Source organism: Streptomyces sp. NPDC006458 (genome assembly GCF_040612135.1).
Classification (GTDB): Bacteria; Actinomycetota; Actinomycetes; order Streptomycetales; family Streptomycetaceae; genus Streptomyces.
The window spans coordinates 71353-95106 of the sequence record NZ_JBEXPR010000016.1 but is presented as its reverse complement, the minus strand read 5'-3'; the positions used below and the strand labels follow the sequence as shown (position 1 = coordinate 95106).

27 protein-coding genes and 1 pseudogene are annotated in these 23754 nt (G+C 69.7%); 5 read left to right on the top strand and 23 right to left on the bottom strand.

All coding sequences use genetic code 11. From position 1 onward, the window contains the following. Window positions 1-60 precede the first annotated feature (60 nt). The 23 genes and pseudogenes from ABZZ79_RS22385 to ABZZ79_RS22275 all read right to left on the bottom strand — a co-directional run bounded on the left by ABZZ79_RS22385 (window position 61) and on the right by ABZZ79_RS22275 (window position 18229). Complete coding sequence (locus ABZZ79_RS22385; RefSeq protein WP_319656462.1) at window positions 61-1380, bottom strand: helix-turn-helix transcriptional regulator; 1320 nt, start codon at window positions 1378-1380, stop codon at window positions 61-63. Window positions 1381-1621: 241 nt separating this feature from the next. Continuing rightward, a complete protein-coding gene (locus tag ABZZ79_RS22380; RefSeq protein ID WP_319656461.1) occupies window positions 1622-2542 on the bottom strand; it encodes an endonuclease/exonuclease/phosphatase family protein in 921 nt (306 codons plus the stop codon). Continuing rightward, window positions 2539-3558, bottom strand: coding sequence for an endonuclease/exonuclease/phosphatase family protein (locus ABZZ79_RS22375; protein WP_319656460.1), 1020 nt, complete (start codon window positions 3556-3558; stop codon window positions 2539-2541). Before ABZZ79_RS22375 ends, ABZZ79_RS22380 begins: the two co-directional genes overlap by 4 nt. A 48-nt stretch (window positions 3559-3606) precedes the next feature. Further along, complete coding sequence (locus tag ABZZ79_RS22370; protein ID WP_158756501.1) at window positions 3607-4524, bottom strand: hypothetical protein; 918 nt, start codon at window positions 4522-4524, stop codon at window positions 3607-3609. Next, window positions 4521-5132, bottom strand: a complete 612-nt coding sequence (locus tag ABZZ79_RS22365) for a DUF6624 domain-containing protein (protein WP_356691281.1) — start codon at window positions 5130-5132, stop codon at window positions 4521-4523. Before ABZZ79_RS22365 ends, ABZZ79_RS22370 begins: the two co-directional genes overlap by 4 nt. Beyond that, a complete protein-coding gene (locus ABZZ79_RS22360; protein WP_051715336.1) occupies window positions 5129-5401 on the bottom strand; it encodes a helix-turn-helix domain-containing protein in 273 nt (90 codons plus the stop codon). The genes ABZZ79_RS22365 and ABZZ79_RS22360 overlap by 4 nt, the downstream gene beginning before the upstream one ends. A 29-nt stretch (window positions 5402-5430) precedes the next feature. After that, complete coding sequence (locus tag ABZZ79_RS22355; protein ID WP_051715339.1) at window positions 5431-5847, bottom strand: hypothetical protein; 417 nt, start codon at window positions 5845-5847, stop codon at window positions 5431-5433. A gap of 295 nt (window positions 5848-6142) precedes the next feature. Then, window positions 6143-6745 (bottom strand): hypothetical protein, encoded by a 603-nt coding sequence (locus ABZZ79_RS22350; protein WP_030841538.1) that lies wholly within the window; start codon window positions 6743-6745, stop codon window positions 6143-6145. Window positions 6746-6823: 78 nt separating this feature from the next. After that, window positions 6824-7273 carry a hypothetical protein gene (locus ABZZ79_RS22345; protein WP_030841541.1) on the bottom strand — a complete coding sequence of 150 codons (450 nt, stop codon included), beginning with the start codon at window positions 7271-7273 and terminating at the stop codon, window positions 6824-6826. Window positions 7274-7459: 186 nt separating this feature from the next. Continuing rightward, window positions 7460-8083, bottom strand: coding sequence for a hypothetical protein (locus tag ABZZ79_RS22340; RefSeq protein WP_030841544.1), 624 nt, complete (start codon window positions 8081-8083; stop codon window positions 7460-7462). After that, window positions 8080-8571 (bottom strand): LuxR C-terminal-related transcriptional regulator, encoded by a 492-nt coding sequence (locus ABZZ79_RS22335; protein ID WP_356691277.1) that lies wholly within the window; start codon window positions 8569-8571, stop codon window positions 8080-8082. The genes ABZZ79_RS22340 and ABZZ79_RS22335 overlap by 4 nt, the downstream gene beginning before the upstream one ends. 102 nt (window positions 8572-8673) lie before the next feature. Further along, window positions 8674-9897, bottom strand: coding sequence for a cytochrome P450 (locus ABZZ79_RS22330; RefSeq protein ID WP_319656456.1), 1224 nt, complete (start codon window positions 9895-9897; stop codon window positions 8674-8676). Then, the gene (locus tag ABZZ79_RS22325) at window positions 9894-11144 is read right to left on the bottom strand and encodes a cytochrome P450 (RefSeq protein WP_356691275.1); all 1251 of its coding nucleotides are present in this window, start codon (window positions 11142-11144) and stop codon (window positions 9894-9896) included. Before ABZZ79_RS22325 ends, ABZZ79_RS22330 begins: the two co-directional genes overlap by 4 nt. After that, window positions 11141-11740, bottom strand: coding sequence for an ATP/GTP-binding protein (locus ABZZ79_RS22320; protein ID WP_030841555.1), 600 nt, complete (start codon window positions 11738-11740; stop codon window positions 11141-11143). The genes ABZZ79_RS22325 and ABZZ79_RS22320 overlap by 4 nt, the downstream gene beginning before the upstream one ends. Continuing rightward, window positions 11721-12047, bottom strand: a complete 327-nt coding sequence (locus ABZZ79_RS22315) for a DUF742 domain-containing protein (protein ID WP_199820125.1) — start codon at window positions 12045-12047, stop codon at window positions 11721-11723. The genes ABZZ79_RS22320 and ABZZ79_RS22315 overlap by 20 nt, the downstream gene beginning before the upstream one ends. 26 nt (window positions 12048-12073) lie before the next feature. Then, window positions 12074-12502, bottom strand: a complete 429-nt coding sequence (locus ABZZ79_RS22310; protein ID WP_030841561.1) for a roadblock/LC7 domain-containing protein — start codon at window positions 12500-12502, stop codon at window positions 12074-12076. Continuing rightward, window positions 12495-13823, bottom strand: a complete 1329-nt coding sequence (locus ABZZ79_RS22305; RefSeq protein WP_356691272.1) for an ATP-binding protein — start codon at window positions 13821-13823, stop codon at window positions 12495-12497. The genes ABZZ79_RS22310 and ABZZ79_RS22305 overlap by 8 nt, the downstream gene beginning before the upstream one ends. A 139-nt stretch (window positions 13824-13962) precedes the next feature. Next, window positions 13963-15825 (bottom strand): glycoside hydrolase family 15 protein, encoded by a 1863-nt coding sequence (locus ABZZ79_RS22300; protein ID WP_319656453.1) that lies wholly within the window; start codon window positions 15823-15825, stop codon window positions 13963-13965. A 300-nt stretch (window positions 15826-16125) separates the two neighbouring features. Further along, the gene (locus tag ABZZ79_RS22295) at window positions 16126-16488 is read right to left on the bottom strand and encodes a hypothetical protein (protein WP_319656452.1); all 363 of its coding nucleotides are present in this window, start codon (window positions 16486-16488) and stop codon (window positions 16126-16128) included. A gap of 168 nt (window positions 16489-16656) precedes the next feature. Next, on the bottom strand, window positions 16657-17157 hold the full coding sequence (locus ABZZ79_RS22290; RefSeq protein WP_356691269.1) for a DUF6302 family protein: 501 nt from the start codon (window positions 17155-17157) through the stop codon (window positions 16657-16659). Beyond that, window positions 17154-17354, bottom strand: coding sequence for a DUF5999 family protein (locus ABZZ79_RS22285; protein ID WP_319656490.1), 201 nt, complete (start codon window positions 17352-17354; stop codon window positions 17154-17156). Before ABZZ79_RS22285 ends, ABZZ79_RS22290 begins: the two co-directional genes overlap by 4 nt. 33 nt (window positions 17355-17387) lie before the next feature. After that, window positions 17388-17780 (bottom strand): annotated as a pseudogene (locus tag ABZZ79_RS22280) (DUF6415 family natural product biosynthesis protein); the annotation flags it as partial. Beyond that, window positions 17696-18229: an ATP-binding protein gene (locus ABZZ79_RS22275; RefSeq protein ID WP_319656451.1), complete on the bottom strand. Its 534-nt coding sequence runs from the start codon at window positions 18227-18229 to the stop codon at window positions 17696-17698. The pseudogene ABZZ79_RS22280 and the gene ABZZ79_RS22275, both read right to left, overlap by 85 nt. A gap of 209 nt (window positions 18230-18438) precedes the next feature. Here ABZZ79_RS22275 and ABZZ79_RS22270 point away from each other — a divergent pair, with 209 nt between their 5' ends. The 5 genes from ABZZ79_RS22270 (at window position 18439) to ABZZ79_RS22250 (ending at window position 23664) form a co-directional block, all read left to right on the top strand. Next, a complete protein-coding gene (locus tag ABZZ79_RS22270) occupies window positions 18439-19824 on the top strand; it encodes a Tat pathway signal protein (RefSeq protein WP_319656450.1) in 1386 nt (461 codons plus the stop codon). A gap of 75 nt (window positions 19825-19899) precedes the next feature. Beyond that, on the top strand, window positions 19900-20388 hold the full coding sequence (locus ABZZ79_RS22265; protein WP_030841580.1) for a TrmO family methyltransferase: 489 nt from the start codon (window positions 19900-19902) through the stop codon (window positions 20386-20388). A gap of 888 nt (window positions 20389-21276) precedes the next feature. Further along, a complete protein-coding gene (locus ABZZ79_RS22260) occupies window positions 21277-22593 on the top strand; it encodes a hypothetical protein (RefSeq protein WP_356691266.1) in 1317 nt (438 codons plus the stop codon). After that, window positions 22590-23162, top strand: coding sequence for a GNAT family N-acetyltransferase (locus tag ABZZ79_RS22255; protein WP_078615122.1), 573 nt, complete (start codon window positions 22590-22592; stop codon window positions 23160-23162). The genes ABZZ79_RS22260 and ABZZ79_RS22255 overlap by 4 nt, the downstream gene beginning before the upstream one ends. A gap of 13 nt (window positions 23163-23175) precedes the next feature. Further along, window positions 23176-23664, top strand: a complete 489-nt coding sequence (locus ABZZ79_RS22250; protein ID WP_356691264.1) for a gamma-glutamylcyclotransferase family protein — start codon at window positions 23176-23178, stop codon at window positions 23662-23664. The last annotated feature ends 90 nt before the right edge of the window (window positions 23665-23754 follow it).

Here is a 23754-nt window from a genome sequence, read left to right as displayed (position 1 = left end):
ACACGGCGGCCTCTGGCCCCGGCCCGCGGGTGTGTCCCCGGCCGGCGCGTGCCGCGAGGGTCAGAAGCCGCGCAGCGGCTCGCCTGCGTTGAGGTGGTCGAGGCGTTCGGAGAGCCGTCGGCTCATCAGGTGCTGGGATGCCTGGGAGGCACGCTTCGCCACAGCCGCGTGCTCGGCCGAGTCGCCGCGCAGCCTCGCCAGTTCGGCCTCGGTGATCAGGAGTTCTACCGTGTCACGCGTTCGGTCCGAAGGAAGGGCTGATGCCTCCTTCAGGGCCTGTGCTCCCTGCTCGGCCAGCCCGGCCACGGCGAACGCCCACGCCGCCTGTCCCTCCAACTCACGGAGGTCGAACCACTCAAGCCAGGCCGGGCCGGCGCTGCTCTGAGCGCGGGTGAAGAAGGCGCGGGCCCGCTTCACCGCTGTCATGACCTGGTCCGGCTTTCCGTTCAGCGCCCATGCTCGAGCTTCGGTCACGCACGCGTAGGCCCTGACGAGGGGAGGTGTTCCCTCGGCCGCCAGCACAGCACTGCGTGCGTGAGCGAGCACATCCGCCCGGCCGCCCTGCGTCGCCGCCAGTCGGACTTGGTGGATGTGGACCCGGGTGATGCGGGCGCGGTCTCCGATCGCCTGGGCCAGCCGCATCGCCTGAAGGTCGTAGCGCTGTGCCAGGCCTGGGAGCTGGTCGTCGTAAGCCATCGAGGCCATAGCGAGGACCGCATCCACCACACTGCCGTACAACCGCCGGCCTGTACGCGCGGAGAACGTGCCGCTCAGCATCGGGGTGGCGTGGGTGTCCATCAGCGAAGCGAAGACGCCACGGTATTTCCCCCCGCCGTGCTGGGCGTCCAACCTCCCGTAGATGCGCGTGTGCTCGTCGATCAGGTCGATGTCGGCCGCAGTGACCTTGTAAGGCCCTCCTCTCCCACCGATGTCGGCGTCGGCAGGCATGACGAGCGCCTCGCGCGAGGCAGGTCCGAACACGCTCGCCGAGAACGCACTCTTGACGACGTCGCGTCGGCGCATGGCGTCCAGCGCCCACAGCCTCGCCAGCATGCGAACGGCATGGGCGACATCCCGGTACTCCAGTGACTGAGCGGCCACCTCCGCGGTGTCCGACAACCAGCCCAAGCTCTCGGGCGTCACGTGCCGGTGGAGCGCCGCAGACAGGACGTGGCACGCCGCTGCCGCGAGTTCCGCGCTCGGGACGGCACCCTTGCACCAACGGGAGACGGTGCTGGGGCTGACGGTGTGGGGCAAACCCACCGCCTGGCACCGCTCGCCGATCCGGCGGGCGAAGCCACTGATAGACCAGCCCAAGTACTCCAGGTGCTTGCGTAACACCTCGTTGGGACGGTGGTGCTTTGCCGTCGAGCCCGTCATCACGCATCACCTCTCATTCGTTCCAGGAGTCGCGGGCAGGCGGCGGTAGCCCATGCATGCGGGCGGCCTCTGGGTGCGCGGTCGCCGTTGCCACTGCCCGTGCATAGAGAAGGCGTCCGGCGAGCGGAAGCGGGGCGTCCGGACCGTTTGGAAGACCGGTCTCTCGAGTCACCTCCTTCGGAAGGCAGGGCCAGCGTCGGCCGACAGCGTCGTAGCTGTCGGCCGCGCCGTGTGCGAGCGGTCACCCTGGCTCACCGGTGGCGGCCTGTTCGAGGATGGCGGCGAGTCGGTCTCCGTCGAGGAAGAGGCGCAGGATGTGGTGATCGGACAGGTCTTCGTCGACCTCGATCACCTCGAATCCAGTCACAGCTGGGAGTAGCTCGGGGGTGAGGTACGCGCGGTCGATCCGGCTGTCGGGCCCGTGCGTGTCGCAGGCGTTCACGGTGCGGGAGACCGCCATCGGGTCACCGTTCGGGGCGGCCGCCCAGTAACGGGCCGCGTCTTTGAGACCCGCCGTGCGCAGTGCGTCATCGGGGCGGATGTCCGGCACTCGGGCGCCGTCCGGGCCGGGGTAGGAGCGGTGGAGGCGGTGCGGAGCGTTTTTGATCGCCTGCAGTTCCGGCAGCGCCGGGTCTCCGGGCGCTCCAGGGGCCGGGTATGAGTTGTTGTCCCCGGCGAAGATCGCGGGAAGGGTGACGCGGGTGCCGTCGGGTGTGGTCCACCCTTTGTCGGCCCAGGTGGTCAGCCACTCGGCTTCCAGCAGACGCTGGGTGGGGCTGGCGTAGTTGAGGTGGTAGGAGACCGCCACGAAGGGAAGTGCGTCGGGGCCGGCTTCCTCGTAGCGAAGGGTGAGAGCGGTGGGCGGCAGTACCCATTGAGGCCCTCGGCTCTGCGTCCAGTCCCGGACAACGGAGAACCGCTTCGGGTTGATGAACATGGCGGTGCAGGAGTCGGCGCCGAGTTCGCCGTGCATACCGAGCGCACGGGCCTGCGCGTTGAAGACTGTCCGGCCGTTGTCGCCGGCGTCCCAGAGTTCCTGGCGGAAGACGAGGTCGGGGTTGAGCGACTTCAGCATCTCGTCCCCGGCCTGCCGCCGGGCCGGGTCGTTCTTGCCGTTGCTCTCGAAGTTCCAGCTGACCAGGGTCAGTGCTGCCGCGCTCATGCGTGAGTCGTCCCTTCGGGGCTGCTAGTGGACGGGCCACCCGCCGCTGCGGAGTGGGCGAGGGCTGAGCTGGGAGGGAGAGGAGCGATCGCACGCCGAAGGGCTTCGGCCACCTTGCGGCGGGACAGAACGACCTCGACTGCGTGGTGATCCGAGAGCCCGGTGGTGTCCAGGACGTTCACGGCGAGGGTCGCCTTCACCAGCCAGGGGTCGAGGTAGATCCGGTCGATGCGTTGTCCGCCGCCCTGCCCTTCGGCTGCATGTCCGGCGGTCGGGCCCAGCGCGCCGGTCATGCCCAGCTCGTGGGCGGCGTACCGGGCCGGATCGTGGAGCCCGCATCCGAGCAGGGTGTCGTCGAGGTACGTACAGCTCACGCGGGTCCCGCCGGGGCCGGCGTTGGTGCGGTGCCGTACGTGAACCCGGTCCGTGAGGGCACGGCTCGACCAGTCGATGTGCGCGACCTGCTCGCCGTGGGGAAGGGGATACTCGTTGCAGTCCCCTCCGCCGACCACAGCTGTCCCCTTCTTCATCTTGTCGGCGAGCGCGGTGAGTTCCTCGGCTTCACGCTCTCGGCCGCGGGGCGAGTTGAACGCGGCGTGCCACGAGGCGATGACCAGGTCCACGTCGGGTACGTCAGCAAACTGGGTGACGACGATGGTGGGCGGTGTCCGCCAGTACCGCAGCTGCTCCAGTCGCCGGGCCGACGGGAACGTGTCGGGGCGCAGGAAGAGAGCGGTGGGGTTGCGGCCCGATCCGTTCGGGCTGAGGAAGCCCTTCATGCCCAGGACGCTCTCTGCCGCGCGGAGACGGCGCTGCTTGTCGAGGTGGCTGTAGGTCGCCTCCTGGCGGAGGATCACGTCGGGCCGCCTCGGCGCGAGGAGCTCCTCGTGAGCCATCCGCCACCTGCGCGGGTGCTCCCCGTTCTCCTGGTCTTCTCCGCCGTCCCTCTCCAGGTTGAAGGTGATGATTCGCACGACCGGCTCGCCGTACTCGCCGAGTGCCGCAGGGGTAGGCAAGGGTTCTCCTTGTGGTCCGTCGTAGAACAGGGAGGCCGGCGGTGCCGGTCAGGCCGGTGCGTCGGGAGTGGGCTCAGGGACACGGCGCCGGTTGTCGTGGGGCTGGTACGTCGCGGCGGGCCGGTGCAGGATCTCCCGCAGTTCGGCGACGTCGAACTCGGCTCGTAGGGGCAGATGGTCGGACAGCCGGCGCAGGTCTGGGGTGTCGCAGACGGTGAAGCGGGTCAGGGCGGGGGCGAGTTCCGCGCTGAGGTATCCGCGGTCGATGCAGTACCTGGGGCCCGACGGCCGGCCGGGGTGGTTGCGGTAGCCCGAGGAGGGGTTCAGCGCATCGGGCTGGTCGAGGTGGCGCGCGGCGTGGCGGGCCATTTCGACGTATCCGGCTGCGAGCAGCTCGCGGTCCGGGCGGTCGTCGGTGTGTCGGCGTCCGCCCTCGTAGTAGGTGCGGTTCGCCACGAAGGCGTGATCCGTGTAGCCCTCCCAGGGGCCACCCTCGCCGACGCGGTAGCTGTTCCAGTCCCAGAAGTGGACGGCGAGCCAGCCAGGCTTGGCGAGGGTGGAGCACCACTTCGCCTCGGTCAGTCGGTGCTCGGGGGACCAGTAGCAGGCGTGCCCGCTGACGCAGCTGATCTGTCGGGGGCTGAGCGTGCCGTCGTCGTCGCGGAGCTTCACCGCGATGTTGGCGGGGGCGTGCCACGGCGCCCAGCTCTGTTCGTACTCCTCCACGAAGGCGAGCGGGCCCCCGCGTCGGAGGAAGATCGCGTTGTCGTTGCGGCTGCCCGGGCGGCGCACGGCGAGGTACCCGTCCATACCCAGGTGCTCGGCCTGAGCCTCGAGCTGCCCGGGCTGGACCTCCTGCTGGAAGAGAATGTCCGGGGCCTGCTGCTGCACCCAGGCGGCAGCCTCCGCCCAGTTGATGCCCTTCTCCACGTTCCAGTTCACTGCGGTGATAGTGGTTGAGTTCATGCCGCGTGCCTCTCGGACAAGGGGATGGGCTCCGCGGTAGCGGCGATCGATAAGGAGCCGAGAGGCCCGTGGCGCTCGCGAAGGTGCCGGGCCTGCTCGGCGTAGGGGGGCAGGCCGGCGCCGGCCCTGCGGGTGTCGAGCTGTGCGAGGTCGGCGATCGGGTGCGGCTGAAGCTGCCCATCAGCGCGGTACCAGTGCTGGGTGCCGTACAGCTGGGGCTGCCTGGCGTTGACGAGGCAGCGGTCGTGCAGGTGAGCAAGCTGAGCACGGGTTGCTTCACCCGCTGTTACGGCCGTCTGAAGCAGGCGCAGAAGCTTCTGCTGGAAAGCCGGATCGTGGTCGCAGTGCACCGCGATGCTCACGGCCGCCTGGCAGGCGTCCTGGCCCACCGTGCTGCGGCCCGGCCACTGCCCAAGACGCTCCACGATCCGGTGCAGCGCGACGGCGTTGTCCTGCTGGATCCGATGGATGGCCGCGAGGGAATCCGGCGCCAGGCGGACCCGTTCCGGCCCGGGCGTGCGCCACTGCTCTCTGGTGATTTCCGCGCGGCTCAGCAGCTCGGCAGCGAACGCGGCGTGACTCGGGCTCGACTGGTGCGGCTCGCTCACGGTGTCACCGGCCTGGAGGCATCTGCCGACCGACGGCCGCGCTTCGTGGCTTCGGCCTCGCTCAGGATGGAGTGGATGGCGCCGTAGGACCGGTTCGTCTTCGCGCAGATCTCGCGGATCGTGACCTTGCGGCCCGGGGTCCGGTAGGCGGCCACGACCTTCTTCGCGAAGTCCTCGCGCGCTTCACCGGTCAGTTTCCGGCGTGACTTGATGTAGGGAAGTTCAAGGTCGCTGGAGTGCAGGCCAGGGTCTGGACTCTGCGCGCTCATGGCGGCTCCGTGCGGTTCTCTCGGTGATGTCACAGGACGGTCTCCCGGCAGGCGAGGGCGAGCCCGGCATGGAGGGCCCGCATCTGGTGGAGCACTGCCTCGTACTCCTGGTCGTCGTCGCTGATGTCGACTCGGGAGGCGGCGACGATGCCGTGGATCTCTCGCTGCCGAAGGGCGGCGAGCAGTCGGGCCAGTTGCGGGCGCGTGGCCGGGTCGGTGGGCCCCGTGAAATCGACGGCGCGGATCGCTGCGGTCCACTCGTGCCGTGTCGCCAGGGCCTGCACGACAGCAAAGCGGGGCGCCGGATCCTGTTGGGGGTTGACGAGAACGTAGAGACCGAACCGCTTTTCCCCCTGGACGTCGCGAAGAGCCGCTTCGAGCTGGGTCCGTCGAAACCTGCTCAGGCGTTGGTTGACGGCGGACGACGGCAGCGTCATGGCGCTCATGTTGTGCCTCCGGCCGGTCGGAGGCCGCCATGCCAGTGGTCGCACCGAGCCTGCGCGAACGGACCCTGCGGGCGTGAGGGGGGTCTGAAGGTGGCGAATGGTCCCGTGTCGTGGAAGCCCGGGAGCGGGACGCGGGCAGTGAGTAGAAGGCGCGTCAGCTCCAGCGATATGCGTAACCAGAGGTCGCCGCTCAGCGAGAACCGGGTCTTTACGACATCACCCCCGCCGGGGCGCGCGGCCTCGGCGGGTCGCAGTGCCCGAGCGGTTCCCGGCTCGCCCGGTCGGGTCATCGTGCTCACGAAACGGCCTCCCTCTCCGCCGACACCGCGGGCAGTACGGGCATCCCCGTCGCAATAAAGGCGTCGAGACCGTCCGCGCGGCACGCATCTGCCGTCAGCAGGACGGCCGTTCCGCCGGGCGAACTTGCCGATCGCAGACGGTTCCACCCGCACTCGTCCACCAGATGACCGGCGAGGCGCTCGCCAGCGGAATCGTGGTCGTGGCGAAGGGGGACGGCGCACGCCACCCGGGAGTAGTCACAGAGGGCGGCGTAATGGCGGGCCCAGATGGTCAGGAGCCAGCCGAGCCTGTAGCCGACACCCGGGGCGGAAGCGGCACAGGACAACACCAGCGTCGGCTGAGCGTTCTCGGAGTCCGTCCACGGCGGCGTAGGCAGCGCGGTCCGGTCGAGTTGGAGGCACGCAACAAGGGCGTTGTCGTCGGTGTCGACGAGGACTGCCATCTCGCGCTCGTCGCGCAGGGCCTCGAGTATCGGCCGAGCGCTTTCGGCGGGCAGATTGCGCGCGCGGCGCCAGGCCATGACCTGGGCGCCGAGCATTTCGTACTCGGCACGTCCGTCCAGGTGACGGATCAGGTACGGAGGTGTGGTGGGGTGCACGGAATGTCCTGCGGGATGAGGGCCGGGCGCGGGCCCGGGAAGGGCACCGGGCGTACTTGAGGCGTTGTTGGTCACCGGCTACTCCTGGGGGCACCGGACGCTGCGGCGCGGGCTGCTGGTGCCGCCGGGCGGAGCGGTGAGGGCCTCGGCGAGCATCGCGGCGTCGGTGTAGCCAGCGCCGGGCGGGGTGTGCCAGTGCAGGTCGGTGCCGACGGTGACATGGGCGGCGGGAATCGTGAGGCGCGTACCGGGCCGCAGAAGGCGTATCCCGTGGCGGGCCCACGGCCCGGACCGGACGGTGTTCGGGTCGAGCAGGATGTGCCAGCTGCCGCTGTAGGGGTCGGCGAGGACCGGCCCGTGTCCGCCGGCGGCCCGCAGTGCGGCGATCAGCGGGGGTGCGAGGGTTGCCGGGAGCCGTACGGCGTCGAAGTGCTCGCCGCACCCCCAGGTACGCAGGCCACCGGGCGGCGGTACCCAGGGCGGCAGGGTGAGGGACGAGGGCTCGTACGGGGAGGACGTGAGGCGCATGGATGTGTCCTTGTCGGATCGGAACAGCAGGAGCGCAACAGCGCAAGGGAGATCTCGGATCCCCGTGGTCGAGGAGGCCGACGGTGCTTCTTGTGACCGGCGCCGACGAGCCGGACAGGCTGTCGGCGCCCGGAACCCGCGTGCATGGCTGAGGGTGAGACGAGGTGGAGCGTCCTCATAGCGCCCTCACCGCCGCGGGCGCGCCCGCGGAGCGGAGATCGCCGCGGACAGCGCGGGCCTGGCCTCGGCACGCAGCCGCAGACGGATGACGCGATCGCCGGTCGAGTTCAGGCCGGCCGGTGAACGGGTCTCCCACCCGAGGTCGCGCAGGTGCTCCAGCAGCCACTGGCTCGCTTGGTCGACGGGCCCGGGATTGGACGGCACCTCGCACCAGACCCACATCAGCCGGTTGCTGGCCGCGTGGTCGGCGAGCCACAGGGTGAGCATCCGTCCGACCTGGTTCGACCCGACTGTCGAGGGGTCGAGGGAGACCAGAAGTCCCGGATCGCGGCCGTCGGCGCCCCAGTGCCTCATATCCGGATCTTTGTGCAGGACGAGAGTGCCGACGAGGATGCCGTCCTCGTACAGCCCCAAAACACCGGGCTCCCGGAGAAGGGCCCTGGTGCGGTCGGCGGAGACAGTGATGCCCTGACCAGCGAGCAGGCGGGCGCGGTCTTCCGCCAAGGCCGCCGCTTCGGCGCGAGCGGCGTCGGTGTCGATCGGCAGCATCTCGTATACGGGCGCGGTGGGCCTGCCGTCCGCCGGTGGCTGTCGCCGGTCGCCGTCGATGAAGCTGCTCTTGTTGCTCATCGGGTGGGCTCTGCCGTTGCAGCGGTCGCGGGCTGAGAGTCAGAGGCGCCACCGAGAATGCCCCACGTGTGTGCCAGGCCCACCAAGTGGGCTGCGCTGCGGGCGTTCCCCTTGGCCAAGACCGCGTCGATCTCGGCGCGTACGTCGTAGGCCGGCACACCGATGGCGTTCCCGATGTCCGCGTTGAGGGTGTGCTCGGCGACGGCTCGTATGACGGTCACTTCGTGGTTGGAGAAGGCCGGAACCGCCCCGGTGCCGGCCGGTGGGGGGACCTCCCGGGCGGTGAGCAGGGTGTGGACGAGGACGGCGCGAGAGGATCCCGGGCAGCCCAGCCTCTTGCGCGCCGAGCTGAGGTGGCTGGCCACCCCGTCCACGGACAGGGAGACCTTGCGGGCGATCGCCACGTTCGGCAGGCCGTAGACGAGTCGCGCGGCAACGCGACGCTGCTCCGGAGTGAGGATCGGCGGTCTGGTTGGGGCGGTGGTCATCTGAAGTCCTGGGTCGACGGTGGTGGGATGCGGGTGCGGGGACGCGGATCGGGTCGCGCCGAGGGCGGAGGCGGCGTTCCCTCGGCGCGAGAGCGTCTGTCTCTACGGCGTGGGCTGCAGCACGACGGGCAGCGCCGTCACGTCGGTGCCGATGAAAGAGCGCTGCGGCTCGAGGTCCTCGTTCTTGGAGGCCAGGGCGATCTGCGGGAACCGCTCGAACAGGGCCGGGAGTGCGACTTCGGCTTCGAGCTTGGCCAACGGGGCGCCCAGGCAGTAGTGGATGCCGTGGCCGAAGGCAAGGTGCTGCTTGTCCGCCCGGTCGATGCGGAAGACGTCGGGGTCCTGGTGGAGCTCCGGGTCGCGCCCGTGGGCACCGAACCCGATGATGATCGCCTCGCCTGCCCGGATGACGACGCCGTCGCCCAGGTCGATGTCCGCCGTGGCGTAGCGCAGGGGCAGGAACATGATCGGGGGGTGCAGGCGGAGGGCTTCGTCGATGACGTCGCTCCAGCGCGCCGGGTCGGCCAGCACGGTCGCGAGCTGGTCGGGGTGGGCGAGGAGTTCGCGGACGGAGGCGTTGATGAGGGCGACGGCGGTTTCGCTGCCGGCGCCGATCATCAGGATGAGGGTCGAGATGAGCTCGGTGTGGCTCAGCCGGTCGCCGTCCTCCTCGTGGGTGGCCAGCAGCAAGCTGGTCATGTCCTCCCCCGGGTGGCTGCGCTTGGTGTCGATCAGGGCCTGCATGGCCTGGCCGAGGTCGCGCTTGGTGGCTTCGGCCTCTTCCGGGGTGACGTCCGTGGCGAGCACGGAGTCGATCACGCGGAGCATCTCGGGTCGCTGGTCGGCGGGCACGCCGAACAGATCGCAGATGAGGCGGGTAGGTACCCGGTAGGAGAAGTGGGCGCGCAGGTCGAGAGGGGCGGTGTGGTCTTGGCGCTGCAGGGCGTCCAGGAGGTCGGTGACGATGCTCTGGAGAATCGGTCGCATTGTTTCGACGCGGCCGGGGGTGAACGCGCGGCTGACCAGCCGGCGCAGGCGCTGGTGGTCGTCGCCGTCGGAGGTGAACATGCTGACCACGTCGACCCAGGCGTACAGCCACGGTATGGAGCCGGGGGTGTGGGACGGCCAGGACGTCCGGGCGTCTTTGGAGACGTGAGGGTGGGTGAGGAGTTGCTTGGCGACGTCTCCGCGGGTAACCGCCCATGCGATGACGTCGTCCGGCATGCGTACCTGGACGGCCGGGCCCGCGGCCCGGAGCTCGTCGGTCTGGGCGAACAGGCGTCGGCCGCTGCTGTCGAGGGTGACGGGGGCGGGGATGCTGGTCACGAGATTCCTCCTGCGAGAACGGTGGCGGGAATGCGGTCGCGGGACTTCGGTCGGAAGGTGACGGGCATCGTCTGCGGGCACTGGTGGAAGGGGCCGTGCCGCAGGAGGGGTTCGGCGCTCTCGTCGGTCAGCGTCATGTCCCACAGCTGGTCGAGGATCGTTTCGACGGCGGTCTGCACGATCGTGGTGGCTTGGGAGATCGCGGGGCAGCGGTGCGGCCCGGCCGACCAGGCGAGGTGGGCCCGGCTGTCGTAGCTGCGGCCGCTCGGCAGTGAGGGGTCGGTGTTCGCGGCGGCGTGGGAGATCAGGACCGGGACACGGCCCGGTACGGGAGCGCCGTGGAGGTAGGTGTCGTAGCGGGCGAAGTGGACGGAGAAGTTCGCCATGGGGGCGCGCTCCCATAGCGCTTTGCTCAGGGCCCGGCGCACGGTGAGCGTGCCGGCGGCGAGGTTGCCGGCGTACTCGTCGTCCCGCAGCAGCAGGTGCAAAGTCCAGGCGGTCGCGGCGGCCGTGGGGATGAGGCCGGCGCCGGTGACGCAGAACAGCTGGTTGAGCGCCTCGTCGTCGCTGAGCGCCGGGGCGTGGTTGATCATCCAGGAGGTGAGGTCCTGGCCGGGCCGGGCCCGGCGCAGCTGGATGAGTTCGAACAGTAGGCCAGCGAAGTCCGCGGCGCCCTGGGCGGCCTCGGGGCCGGCGCTGATGAGGTCCTGGCAGGCACGCACCATCTGGTCGGTCTTCTCGGGCGGGCAGCCCAGGAGGTCGGCGAAGACGAGCATGGGCACCATGTCGGCGAAATCGGCCATCAGGTCGGCCCGGCCGCGGGCGATAATCCGGGCGATCAGCGTCAGTGCGCTACGCCGGGTGATCTCCCTGAGGCGATGGGGGCTGATCCGGGCGATGCAGTCGTCCATGGCCCAGCGCAAACGGGCGTGCTCGTCACCGTCGGTGTAGAGGACGGAGGGCCGCCAGGCCATCATGCCGAGCACCGGACTGTCCTGGGGGACCTGGCCCTCCGCCAGAGCGGCCCACAGCCGCGAGTCCTTGGAGTACGTGTTCGTGTCGTTGAGGAGGGTGACGGCGGCCCGGTGCCCGGTGACGACCAGGGCGTGCACGCCCGGGGCGATCTCAGCCCATCCGGCCGGGCCCTGGGCGCGCAACTGCTCGTAGACGGCGTTCGGGTGGGCGGCGAACGCGGCGCCGTGCAGCATGGGGCAGCCGCTGGTAGAGAGCGGGGGCGGCGTGGTCATGAGGCGGGCTCCAGGCTGGTGCGGGACAACAGGTGGGAGATGAGCGCGATCAGCGGCTTCTTCGCCGACTCCCTGTGCCGGACGTCGCACTCCACCAGCGGTGTGGAGGGGGCGAGGTCCAGGGAGCGGCGCAGTTCGGCTTCGCCGTAACGGGGGGAGTCGTGGAAGGTGTTGACGGCGACCACGTAGGGCAGGCCGGCTTCTTCCATGCGCCCCATGGCGTCCCAGGACTCGGTGATCCGCGCGGTGTCGACCAGGACCACGCCGCCCAGCGCGCCCTGCAACAGCTCGTCGACCATGAAGCTGAACCGGGGCTGGCCGGGGCCGCCGAACAGGTAGAGCACGATGTCGTCGGTCAGGGTGAGGCGGCCGAAGTCGAGCGCGACGGTGGTGGTGGTCTTGTCCGACAGGCCGCGCAGGGTGTCGACCGCCTCCCCGGCCTTCGTCATGCGTTCCTCGGTCGAGGCGGGCCGTATCTCGGACACAGCGCCGACGAGGGTGGTCTTGCCGACGGCGAACGGTCCAAGCACGACGACCTTCACGGACTGGTCGACCCCGGGCGCCAGGTAGTGGCCCTCAGAGCTTTTCAAGACCATCGAGAATCCTCTCCAGCAGATGACGGTCGGCCTGCTGAGCGGCGGGGACAGGGCTGCGGCTGAGGAGGTGGCCGCTGTCGACGAGGGAGGCGACCAGGACCTTGGTCACGGCGGCCGGAAGCTGCAGGTCGGCGCTCACCTCGGCCAGCGACAGCACGCCGGGCAGACAGTGCTGCATCAGGCGGTGTGAGTGAGCGTCCAGCCCGGCCAGGGGCTTGGCCGGATCGGCGATCAACAGCGTGGCCACGTCCAGGGTGCGGCGGGTGGGCACGGCCCTTCCCCCGGTGGGGGTGTAGGGCCGCACCATCCCGGCACGCCGGCGGCCGCGGGGCGTCACGAGGTCCGGGCCCTCGCGCGCGCGGACAGCGCGGGGGCCAGGCCCTTGATGGCCTTGATGGTCTCAGCGGACGCGACCGCCACCTCGACGTCGGTCATCTCCGCGCCGACCGAGACGGCGAGCACCGTGTTGTGTCCGGCGGCGAAGACCAGGACGCACGCCCCGGGAAGATCGATGATGATCTTGCGGGGGGTCGTGTCCTCAGGCGTCGGTGCGAACTCGCCGACACCGCGGCCCAGCGAGAACAGGCTGGAGGAGCTGGCGGCTGTCCGGTCTGCAACGTCGCGGTGCAGCCCCTCGGAGTGCGCCAGCACCAGGCCGTCGCTGCTGAACAGGACTGCGTGTTCGACGCCCTTCTCCTGGGCGAGGCGGTTGAGCACCCAGGTCATGTCGTGGGTTTCGGCGGTCGGCTGCTGCTCAGTCATGGGGCTGGTCTCCTTCAGGGGTGTCGTTCTCGGTGTCGTGGATGGTCCGCCCCAGGTGGGCGAGGCCGGCGGAGAACGCATCGGGGTCGTCCGCCGGCGCGGGCGCGCTGTCACGGGCCGTCGCCGCAGAAATCGGCGCGCGCCGCCGCCGCTGCGGCAGACCTCCAGGGGCCGTCGGCTCGCCGGGAGTTGCGTCTGCCGCTCCGGCGGGCACGGGAGCTCCCTCGGGGAGGGGCGTCTGCCTGGCAAGGGACGTTGCCGCGTGGCGTTCGACCTCGATCTCCTCGTCGGTCGGGCCGTGCCCGAACAACTCAAGAGGAATACGCAGCACGGCCCGCACGCCGCCGTACGGGGAGGTGCTGGTGACGTCCGCGGCGAAGCCGTACTCGCCGGCGAGACGGCCGATGACCGCGAATCCGAGCTGACCGGTGTCCTGCACGGTGGTGACGTCCAGAACCTCGCGCTGCCCCAGCTGCCGGGCCGCCTCCTCGCGCTGGAAGGAGTTCATGTTCAGGCCGCCGTCGTCGACGACGATGCAGTACCCGGTCTGGAAGGCCTGCACCTCGACGAACACCTTGCCGTCGGAGAACGCCGTGGCATTGGACAGCAGCTCCGTGAGCGCGACGGTGACCGGCTCGACGATCCGCCCCTCCAGCCAGGTCTCCCCAGTGCGCGGCTCGTAGGTGTAGCTGACCCGCAGGTAGTCGTTGATCCGCCCGCGGGCCGATTCCACGATCTCGCGAACCGTGCAGTCCGCGCGCTGCAGACCCGGCCACGATCCGGTCAGGATCCGCATGCGCTGCAGCGTGTGCAGGGACTGGGTGACCAGGTGGTCGAAGTTCATCAGGCTCTGGTGGTACGCCGTGCCGTCGGGGTGGCGCTCCATCTCCTCGACGACACGCATCTGGCAGCGGTGCAGACCGGTCTGCGCCTCGTCGATGATGTCGCGCACCGAGGACCTGGCCGCGCGCCCGATCTGCTCGCGGGTGACGGCCAAAGCCTCCTTCAGCAGTCGTCTCACGGTCTGGTGCGCCTGGTCGACGACTGTGCCGGCGAGCTGCTCCTGGCTGAGTCCGGGGACTGGCACACCCCGGTGCCCGCGCGCCAGGACGTCGACCAGAGCGGGCATCGTCACCTCGGCGAAGTGCCGCACCTCCGTCTCCAGCGTGGCAATGTGCGTGCCATTGGCAGCGTGCTGCTTCTCCAGCCCAGCGCATCGCGCAGCCAGACGACGCTTGGCGCGGGTCTGCGCGAAGAAACCTGCCGACGTGGCGGCGAATCCGGCGCCGAGTATGGCTGTGGTCACCTGCGGATCGAGCATGGGGACTCCTCACACGTGGGGGTCGGCTGTGGGCGGCGCGCGGTGAGGCAGAGGGGGTGCTCCGGCCCCGTCGCGTGGCCGGTGATCGGGCGGGACCGAAACCGCCGGGAGCCCGGACCGGCGGCAGTCTGCGGTGTGCTCACGCGGCCATCACCGGCGCGGCCGCCGCCTTGCGTAACTCGTGTAGCAGGACAGCGCTGTTGGTGAGCCCGAGCATCGAGTACGCCTGCGGGAAGTTCCCCAACTGACGCTGGGCGGCTGGGTCGTACTCCTCGGCGAGCAGGCCCAGGTCGCTGCGCAGCGTCAGCAGCTGCTCGAAGAGTGCTTCGGCCTCATCCAGTCGGCCGGTGAGGGCGAGCGCGTCGACCAGCCAGAACGAGCACAGGAGGAACGCGCCCTCGTCGCCCGGAAATCCGTCCATGCCCACGTGCCGGCCGTCCGTGGGGTAACGGTGGACCAGGACGCCGTCGGGAGCCAGCTCCCTGCGCACGGCGTCGACCGTGCCGATCACCCGCGGGTCGTCGGGCGGCAGGAACCCGGTGTGCGGGAGGAGCAGGAGCGAGGCGTCCAGTTCCTGTGAGCCGTACGACTGGGTGAACGTGTTGCGCCGCGGGTCGTAGGCCCGCGCGCACACCTCGGCGTGGATCTCCGCACGCAGGCTCACCAGGGCTTCGAGGTCGGCTTCGAGCACGCCCTGGTCTGCGAGGCGGATCGCACGGTCGATGGCCACCCAGCACATGATCTTGGAGTGGGTGAAGTGCCGTCGGCCGCCGCGGACCTCCCAGATTCCGTCGTCCGGCTTGCGCCAGTGCCGGCGGACGTAGTCGACGAGCTTCATGATCAGGCCCTCGGTGTTCTGGCACCGTGCGACGCCGTGCTCGTGTGCCAGGGCCAGCGTCTCGATGACCTCACCGGGCACGTCCAACTGGAGCTGGTCAACAGCCTCGTTGCCGATGCGGACCGGGCTGGAGTCCTCGTATCCGGGCAGCCAGTCCAGCTCCCGCTCGGGCATGTCGCGGCGGCCGTCGAGGCGGTACATGATCTGCAGGTTCTCCGGATCGCCGCCGAGCGTGCGCAGCAGCCACTGCCGCCATGCGACCGCCTCGTCGCGGCATCCGGTTCGCAGCAGTGCGGACAGGGTGACCGCCGCGTCCCGCAGCCACACGTAGCGGTAGTCAAAGTTGCGCACCCCGCCGAGCTCCTCTGGCAGGGAGGTCGTCGGTGCGGCGACGATTCCGCCGGTGGGGGCGTGGGTGAGGGCCTTCAGCGTGATCAGAGAACGGATCACCGGCTCATGGTGCGGGCCGTCGTAGACCAGCTGCTCCGCCCACGTCTCCCAGAAGGCGTTGGTCTGTGTGAGCGCCGCCTCGGCGTCGGGGACCTCGGGCGCGGGAGCGTGGGACGGCTGCCAGCTCAGAGTGAAGGCCACCCACGCGCGGGCCGTGACGGTGAAGCGGTGGTGGATCGCGCCGTCCTTCTCCGTCCCCGGCACGGAGGTGTCGAGCCAGAGCGCGTCGGGTCCGGACACCGCGGCTGTCCGCCCGTCCGTGTCGTAGATCCACGGCACGCGCCGGCCGTAGCCGACACGCGGGGTCAGCGTCGACGTCATCTCCACCGTGCCGGAGACGCCCTCGACGATCCGGATCAGCTGCGGACCGTGCCTGTGACGCGGAGGCATCAGGTCGAGCACGCGGGCCGTGCCGGTCGCGGTGTCCCATTCGGACTCGACGATCAGCGTCTGCCCACGGTAGCGGCGACGGTTCGCGTGCGGGGCGGGCACGCCCGCGGGGACGGTGGGTCCTATCCGCCAGAACCCGTGCTCATCCGTGCCGAGCAGGCCGGCGAAGACGGCGGCCGAGTCGAAGCGCGGCAGGCACAGCCAGTCGACGCTGCCGTCCCGGCACACCAGAGCAGCGGTCTGCATGTCTCCGATGAGGGCGTAGTCCTCGATGCGCGGACGGCGAACGGACGGGTTGAGGGTGGGTGGCGGCAGGGTGGTCATGGGGTGCGGTCTCCAGGCGAGGCGAGGATGGCGTAGGCGTGGGAGTGGTCGAAGCGCTCATGTAGCGGGGGCGGATTGGCGCCAAGAGGCGGGGGCCACGGGCCCGTCGGCCTCCACCGGTGTCCAGGAGCAGAGCAGCTCGCGGATCTGCCGCCCGGTCCGGGGGCCCGTGGGAGTCATCACTGCCTCGGCAGGGATGCGGCACAGATGACGGTGATCATTGCAAGGGTGAAGGTGAGGATGCGCAGCTGACCACGGCTGGGACGCCAGGCCCACCAGCGCATACTCCTCGACACAGGTCTAGGCACGGCACACCTGCCGGTGACGCGAGTAGGGCGCGCTGAGGGGTGCACGCAAGCTGGCGCGGGTCCGACTGAGTGCGACGTGCAGCGCCTCGGCTGCGGTGGCCTCGACCAGGGGTGTGCCGGGGCGGGTCACCCAGAGGCCCGAACAGCCGCGGTAGCCGCTGGCGTCACAGCCCCAGGACCTGGGTGCGGGGACGCAGTCGGAGTGCGCGGCCCTCCACCGGTGGACCGAGTCGGGCTCCACCGGCACCAGGAGCCTGTGGTGGAGCAGGCAGTACTTCACCGGCCCGACATCCGAGCCGTCAGCGACCAGGGCGTCGATCGCGCGCAGGCCGAGCGCCAAGCCCACGCGCACCACGCCGGCATCCGACGGAACCACAGCAGGCGGACGCTCGCTGAGAGCGATGTTCCACGGAAAGGCACTACCTAAGGTCATGAGGGGGCTCCAGTGAGTGAGGGGTGTTCTGGTGCCGCGCCGTAGCGGGGGGCCGGGGCGGCACCAGAACAGGACGGGGCGCCGCGAGAGTTAGGGGGCGGGCGCGGCGCCGGCCTGGACGACGGCCCGGGGAGGAGTGGGCTGTCTTCCGGGCGGCGGCTTGGGCGCAAGAAGACCCAAGTCGTGCCCCCCGTGTCCGGCGGGGGGCCGTAGGGAAGCCGGGCGCCGGGGCTGCTCACGCAGGCCTTGGAACCGGTAGTGGGCGTCCGGGGTGAGGTTGTCCGGCATCGGATCGCCCCATCGCACGAGTCGGCCAGAGGCGACGGGCCGCTCGAATCCGGGACGTTCTTGTAGAGCGTGCGCGAGCGCTTGGGCGAAGCCCGGGTCGAGCATGTCCATGTGGCCACCGCGGCGGTCCGCGCCGACCGGGACCGCCAGTAGCGGAAGGCGGTGCAGCGCCACGGCCACCGCGTCACGCAGGAGATGAGGGCTGAGGAGTCTGGCTTCCCAGAACTCGTAGTCGCAGGCGGCCGTCGCGGGGAGAATCCGTACTCCCAGTTGCCGGACAGGAGGCGAGGGCCAGGCGGTCATGTCGTCACCGCCCCACCCGGCAGAGGCCGTCGCGGGCCGACAATGTCACCCGCCGGCAGGAGGTATCCCGTGTCCTCGAAAAGGATCACCCCGTTGCACAGCACACTCCACCCGGCTTCGGGGTGCCCGACCAAGACGCTCGCTGCCAAGTGATCGGCTGCGCTGGCTGGCGGGCACGGGGCCGGGTGCTCGCACAACGCCCCTTCGGCTCGAAGGGTCCATAGCACCGTGCGTACGGCCACCGCGAACCTCGCCAGGGGTATGAGGGCCCGGGCGCAGTTCTCCGGCACCTCGGCCTCACGCTGCCGGGCCATTTTCATCACCTCGGCCACAGCAGAGGACCGATCGGGCGTCATCGCCCCCAGCTGCATGAGGTGACCCCGTAGCCGCAGCATCAAGTCGTGGATGTCCTGGTCGGTCTCGGGAGTCGGTGCGCCGTCCGACAGCACCATCGACAACGTCTCCTCCGCAGCGGCGACCACCGACCGGGGAGTGACGGAGGGGGAGGAGGCCGGGCGACGGCCGAGGCGGAGGGGACTCACGACGCGGCCTCCTCGGCAGCCAGGTCCAGCTCGAACCAGACCGTCTTGCCCGGCCCCGGCGCGGAGCTGTCCGTTCCCCATCGCGTGACCAGGGAATCGACCAGGTGCAACCCGCGGCCGCCCTCCTCACCCGCGGACGGCGGCCGCGGATGAGGCTGCTCGATCGAGGGGTCCTCCACCTCCACCCGCAAACATCCGTGCCCATGCGTAGCCCGTACGGAGAATCGGAGCGCCGGCTTGCTTCCGCACCCGTGGACCATGGCGTTCACCATCAGCTCCTGGGTGACGAGCATGACCGTGTCAGCGCATTCGGACAGCCCGGAGCGCTGGAGCAGCGTGCCGAGCTGATGACGCGCTCCGGCGACGGCCTCCGCCTGCGCAGGGATCTCGGTCACCATCTGGAAGTCACGGGTCCTACAGGTCGGCGTGCTGTCACTTTCGGACGGAGGGGCGATCGCTTCCCGGCCGCCGCGCACCACCGAAATGGTGCGCACCCCACGAAGGCCGCCCATCGGGTACTGCACGTTCATCAGCTGCCCTTCCCGGCCCCGCAGGGGCCAATTCCGGTCACCGTCCGAGCTCGTGGGCATGACGTGGCCGATTCCGGTACGCCGCCTGGGTGTTGGAGGAATATCGTCTTCACGAGACAACCGCGTGCCAGGGCCGGTGGGAATGCAGGCAGGCTCGGCAAAGCGATGCACGTGATGCAAGATCGTTTCGGGGACGGGGGCGCACACCCATGAGGCGCACACGCAACACCCGGCTGGAAGCCGTCATCCAGGAATGGGGCGTGTCGCAGCGGCAACTGGCCGCTCGCTTCCGGGCTGTTGCCGCGGAGAACGGTGCAACTGAACTCCTGCGCTACGACCAGTCCCGCATCGCCCGCTGGATCGGCGGCGCCATCCCGGAGGGCCGCGCAGCGCATATCTTGGCCGAGACGCTCTGCCGCGGCCTCGGTCGCACCATCACGCTGACCGACATCGGGCTGGCACCGGACGACGCCGCCGACCCGCAGGCGCCGACGTGGAGCGTCGACACCCTCGCGACGCTGGCGACCCTCGGGAGCACGGACATGGACATAGCTCGGCGCCAGGTGCTGGCACAGTCGGCCTACTCGGTCGCCAGCCTGGCCCTGCCCTCCGAGACATGGTGGCAGGAGGCCGCCGATCGCGCCCGCACCCGCAAGCCGCTGTCGCAGCACACGGTCACGGCCGAGGACGTCGCAAGCGTGCGCGAGATGACCGCCTTCCTGTCCCAGCGGGACCAGCAGCGCGGCGGCCGTGGTGTGGGACGCGCCGCCCTGGTCGCTTACCTGCGCACCGACGTCGCCGAGCTCCTGGCCGCACGATTCCCGTCCGACAGTCTGCGCCTGGACATGACGTCGGCTGCCGCCGAACTGGCCTACCTCGCTGGCTGGACGAGTTTCGACGCCGGGGAGCACCCCATCGCGCTGCGGTGGCTGACCCTCGCAACGCAGCTGGCCGAGGAGGCCGGCGACGCGCCGCTCGCCGGGCACGTACTGCGAGCCATGGCACACCAGGCTGTGGACCTGCACCAGCCGGCGGAAGCCGTACGCCTGGCCGAAGGATCCCTCTCCAGCCGCCGCTACACCGAAGCCTGCTGGCGGGAGAAGGCCCTGCTGGGTGTCGTCCACGCTCGCGGGCTTGCCGCCGCGGGCGACAAGAAGCGGGCCGCGGTCGCACTCAACCGCGCGGAGTCCGACCTGGGCCGCGCCACCGAAAGCGGCGATGAGCCCGCCCGGGTGTGGTTCTTCGGAGAGGCAAGCCTCGCCCATGAAACCGCGGCCGCGCTGCGGGATCTGGGCGACCTGAAGGGCGCCGAGCGCGAGTTCAAGCGCAGTGTCCGCACCCGTCGGAAGCAGTTCAAGAGAACCCACTCCGTGACCTTGGGATACCTCGGTGAGGTTCAGGTCCGGCAGGGGCAACTCGATGCGGCCTGCGCTACCTGGCACCAAGCGCTCGACACGATGACCGGCGTCCAGTCCGGGCGGGCACGAGAGACTGTGGTGCAGATGCGCCGAGCGCTGAGCCCCGTCCTCCGCCGAGGCGGTGGGCCAGCCGCAGACCTCGACGCGCGAGCCCGAGCGGTTCTCGCGGACAAGTGACCCGTACGGTAAGGAAACCCGGCGCGGAGAGCCCATCTGTCGGCGCCGGGGGAGAAGCCCCAGGAGAGGTGAAGCGTGTTCGACCAGCACATCCAGCTGCCGGTGATCGCCACGGTCGTAGGCGGCCAGACCGGCCGTCTTGACGACTACAAGGGCGGAGTCGAGTCGATCATCCGTCTCAAGCCGAACATCCCGGAGAGTGCCCTTCAGGGCATCGAGGAGTTCAGCCACCTTGAAGTGGTCTGGCACTTCAGCCTGGGGTCGGACAACGACATCGAGCTCGAACCGCGCAGCCCCCGCGGAAATCCGGACTGGCCGGCCACCGGCGGCCTCGTCCACCGCAACCACAGGCGGCCGGCCCGAATCGGCATCTCCTACCCGCAGCTGCTGCGAGTCGAGGGACGGGATCTGCACGTCACGGACCTGGACGCAGACGCCGGCACTCCCGTCATCGACCTGGCGCCGGTCTTCCAGGAGATGCTGCCCCGCGGACCCGTACACCAGCCGAAATGGCCCACTGACATGCTTCGGAACTACTGGAAGCGAGCAGACGAGCGCCCCTGAGCCGTCCTGCTCCCCAGCCACTCGCCCGGATCGAGCCGCGCGGAGGCCGTCCGTGGATTCCGTCGCCATCACAGCCTCCTGGAGGATGGCAAAACGGACTTCACCGCGGTTACGGCTCGGCGCAGAGGAGTTCGCTCCAGGGGCGCGCGAAGGGCCAGAGCCTCGGCAAGGCACCGGGCGAGAGGAGCAGGGCTCGTCAACAGCGGTGCCCCGCCGATCACCTGCTCGTCATCGGGTGGGACGAGCCACTGTGCGACCCCGGTTTCCGATCGCGGGGCAGGCGCGGGTACGAGAATGGCGTGGCCTTTGCCGAGGCAGGCGGGCCGGGGGAGCCTGCCCGGCCACTGTGAGGCCGCCATCAAGCTGCTCCAGCTCTCCCCGGTGCCGCACGGCACCAGCACGGCGCCGGAGCGAAGGCTGGTGAACTCCACAGCGGGCCCGAGGGGCTGCTCGTACTGGGCAAGGAGCCGATAGGCCGCCTCGATCAGATGCCGGTCCGCGAGCACGATGTCGAAGGTGACGCCGCACTCAAGTCGTCGCGGGAGGTGGGGGTTCGTCCGCCACAGGCCGGCCGACGTAGCCGGGCACGGCGTAGCCGCGGAGAACCACACGGACAGAGCCGCGCTCTCGGCGTCAACCATCTCGCCGGTCTCCATGAGCCCTCCAGCATCACGATCAAACACAGGGTGTCTGCAACGTGACCTAGTGCAGCGAAGGGCCGGAACGGTGAACAGGTCTTTTACCCGGAACTCTGGCCGCCTCCTACATGCCCTTTGGCCGCCCTTTCGCCAGCCCTTTCCCTCTGACCAGGGCATTCAGTTGACGAACCCTCACACGAGGCTGCTGAAGTCGCTACCGTGAGGCCATCCAGACGGTGAGGAGGTGGCCATGCGTGAACTCAAGCGGTTACGCACCCGTGCGAACCGCACGCAGGAGGAGGTCGTACAGGAACTCTCCGCCCTTGCCCGACGCCTTCGTGCAGAAGGGCGCCTGAGCAGGACGCCTACGTTCACGATCCGCCAGTACTCCAAGTGGGAGAACGCCGACCCTCCTCCCTGGCCGCATCCTGACAGTCGGGCGGTGCTGGCCGCCTATTGGAAGTGCCCTGTTGAGGAACTGGGGTTCCGGCCCCCAACGGATGGGGACGGCGGTCCTCTGGTTCTCACGCCGGTGCCCTTGATCAGCCAGTCGTCACCCGGTCCCTTCCTGGTCGCGGCCGGCTCCAGTCCTCTCACCGATGAGGCGCCGCCCCCATGGCTGGCCGAGACGACCACCGGCACCAACCGCACCGGCGAGTGGCGAATCTCGCCGGAGGAAGTCGAACTGCTGTCCGGCGCCGCCGACGACAACTATGCGATCGACCAGCAGTTCGGCGCGAACCGACTGTGGCGACCGACCCGGGCTCATCTGCTCTGGACACACCACATGATCGATCGGGGTATCTACGACGACGCTCTGGGACAGCGGCTGCACGCACTCGCGGGGAAGCTCACTACGTCGCTCGGATGGTTCTGCTACGACGCAGGGCTGCAGACCCAGGCCCGCCAGTACTTCTCCGAGGCGCTCAACGCGGCCAATTACACCAGCGACGACGTGTTGGCCAGCCGCACCCTGAGCAACATGGCCAGGCAAGCCGTCGACCTGAACAAGGGACGCGAAGCCGTGCGCTTCGCCAAGCTCGGACAGCGGCACGCCGAACTCTGGAACGCACCCAGCCGCGTCACCGCACTGCTGGCTATCCGAGAGGCTCAGGGGCATGCACGCGTCGGGGACGTCTTCAACTGCGAGGCCGCCATCAAGCGCGCCTGGCAGGAATGGGAGTGCGGAGACCACGAGCTGGACCCGGACTGGGCGCACTTCCTCAACCTTGCCGAGCTGACGTGTCTGGAGGGCATGTGCCGGCTCGACCTCGGCCAGGTGGCCCGAGCCCAAGAGCTTCTCGCACGGTCTGAGGCGCTTCAGGATGTCGCCCACTCCAGGAACCGCGGAATGTGCCTCGGCCGGCTCTCGGTCGCGGCCGTGCAGAACGGCGACGTCGACCACGGTCTGGCCGCCGCGACACAGGCTCTCCGACTCGTGGAGAGCGGGATGTCTTCCACACGGACGACCGCGCAGTTGACGATCGTTCATGACGGCTTGATTCCCCATCGACGCGCCCGCGGCGTGGGGGACCTACTCGAACAGATCCGTACTCACGTCGCGTGAGCAAGCAAAGGAGAGTGCAGACGGTGGACCCGGAGTTCCAGCGGCACGATGCGCAGTCAGCGAAGGCGATACTCACCGAGCTGGTCGACGTCTACGCCACGGTGTACGACACGCCGCCCTACGTCGGTGACCCCTTCTTCTCCGTCGACTCCTTCCGGAGTCGACTCGAGGCTGCCTTCGACACCGAAGGCTTCGAGACGGTGACAGCCCGGGTGGACGGTCGGATCGTCGGATACGTCCACGGTGCCACCCTGCCCCACGACAAGCCCTGGTGGACGTCCCTCGGCCCTCGGCGGCCGGCCCGGCTGCAGGAACTCGCCGACTCTGGCGGCATCTTCTGGCTGCGGGAGCTGATGGTGCTGCCCGCTCAGCAGAATCGCGGTCTCGGACGCCAGATCCACGACACGGTCATCTCCGGCCGGGAGGAGAACGTCACAGCCCTGACGTGCATCGAGGACAATGAGCCCGCCCGCAGTGCCTATCTTCGGTGGGGGTACACGATCCTGGGCCAGATCAAGCACGCCCCAGAGTCACCCGTCTACGACGCGATGTACCTGACCTCCCACTGAGACCGGAAAGCACATGACGCAGGCCATAACCACCTCGGCCCCGGAAGCCACTGGGCGCCGGGACCGACTCTCGCAACGCCCCGACGTGCTGTTCTGCTACGGCACGCTCCAGTTCGACGCCGTCCTCCGGGCCCTGCTGGGCCGAGTTCCGCAGCAGTCTCCGGCGTCCGCGCCGGGCTACCGCGCTGCGGCGCTCGAAGGTCGCGTCTACCCAGGCCTCGTTGCTGAAACGTCCGCCGGCGTTGCCTCCGGGTTGGTCCTGACCGACCTGAGCAACGAGGAATGGCGCATCCTCGACGCGTTCGAGGACGCTCGGTACGAGCTGCGAGAGTTGCCGCTTTCCAACGGTGGGTGGGGTTGGGCGTACATATGGCGTGGAGGCGATGTACGGGTGGATGACTGGGATGCCGCGGAATTTGAAGCCCAGCATCTCGCTGCCTACGCAGCCCGCTGTGCGCGGCTTGCCCCTGGGCTGGCCGCAGGGCGGCCGAAGGGCGAGTAGACCGCCGCCTCACCCAGGTGTTCGGCTGCTGCGCACCACTGAAGCGGACCTTCAACTCCGGTGAGCGGATACAGCGGCCCTTCTTCCCCT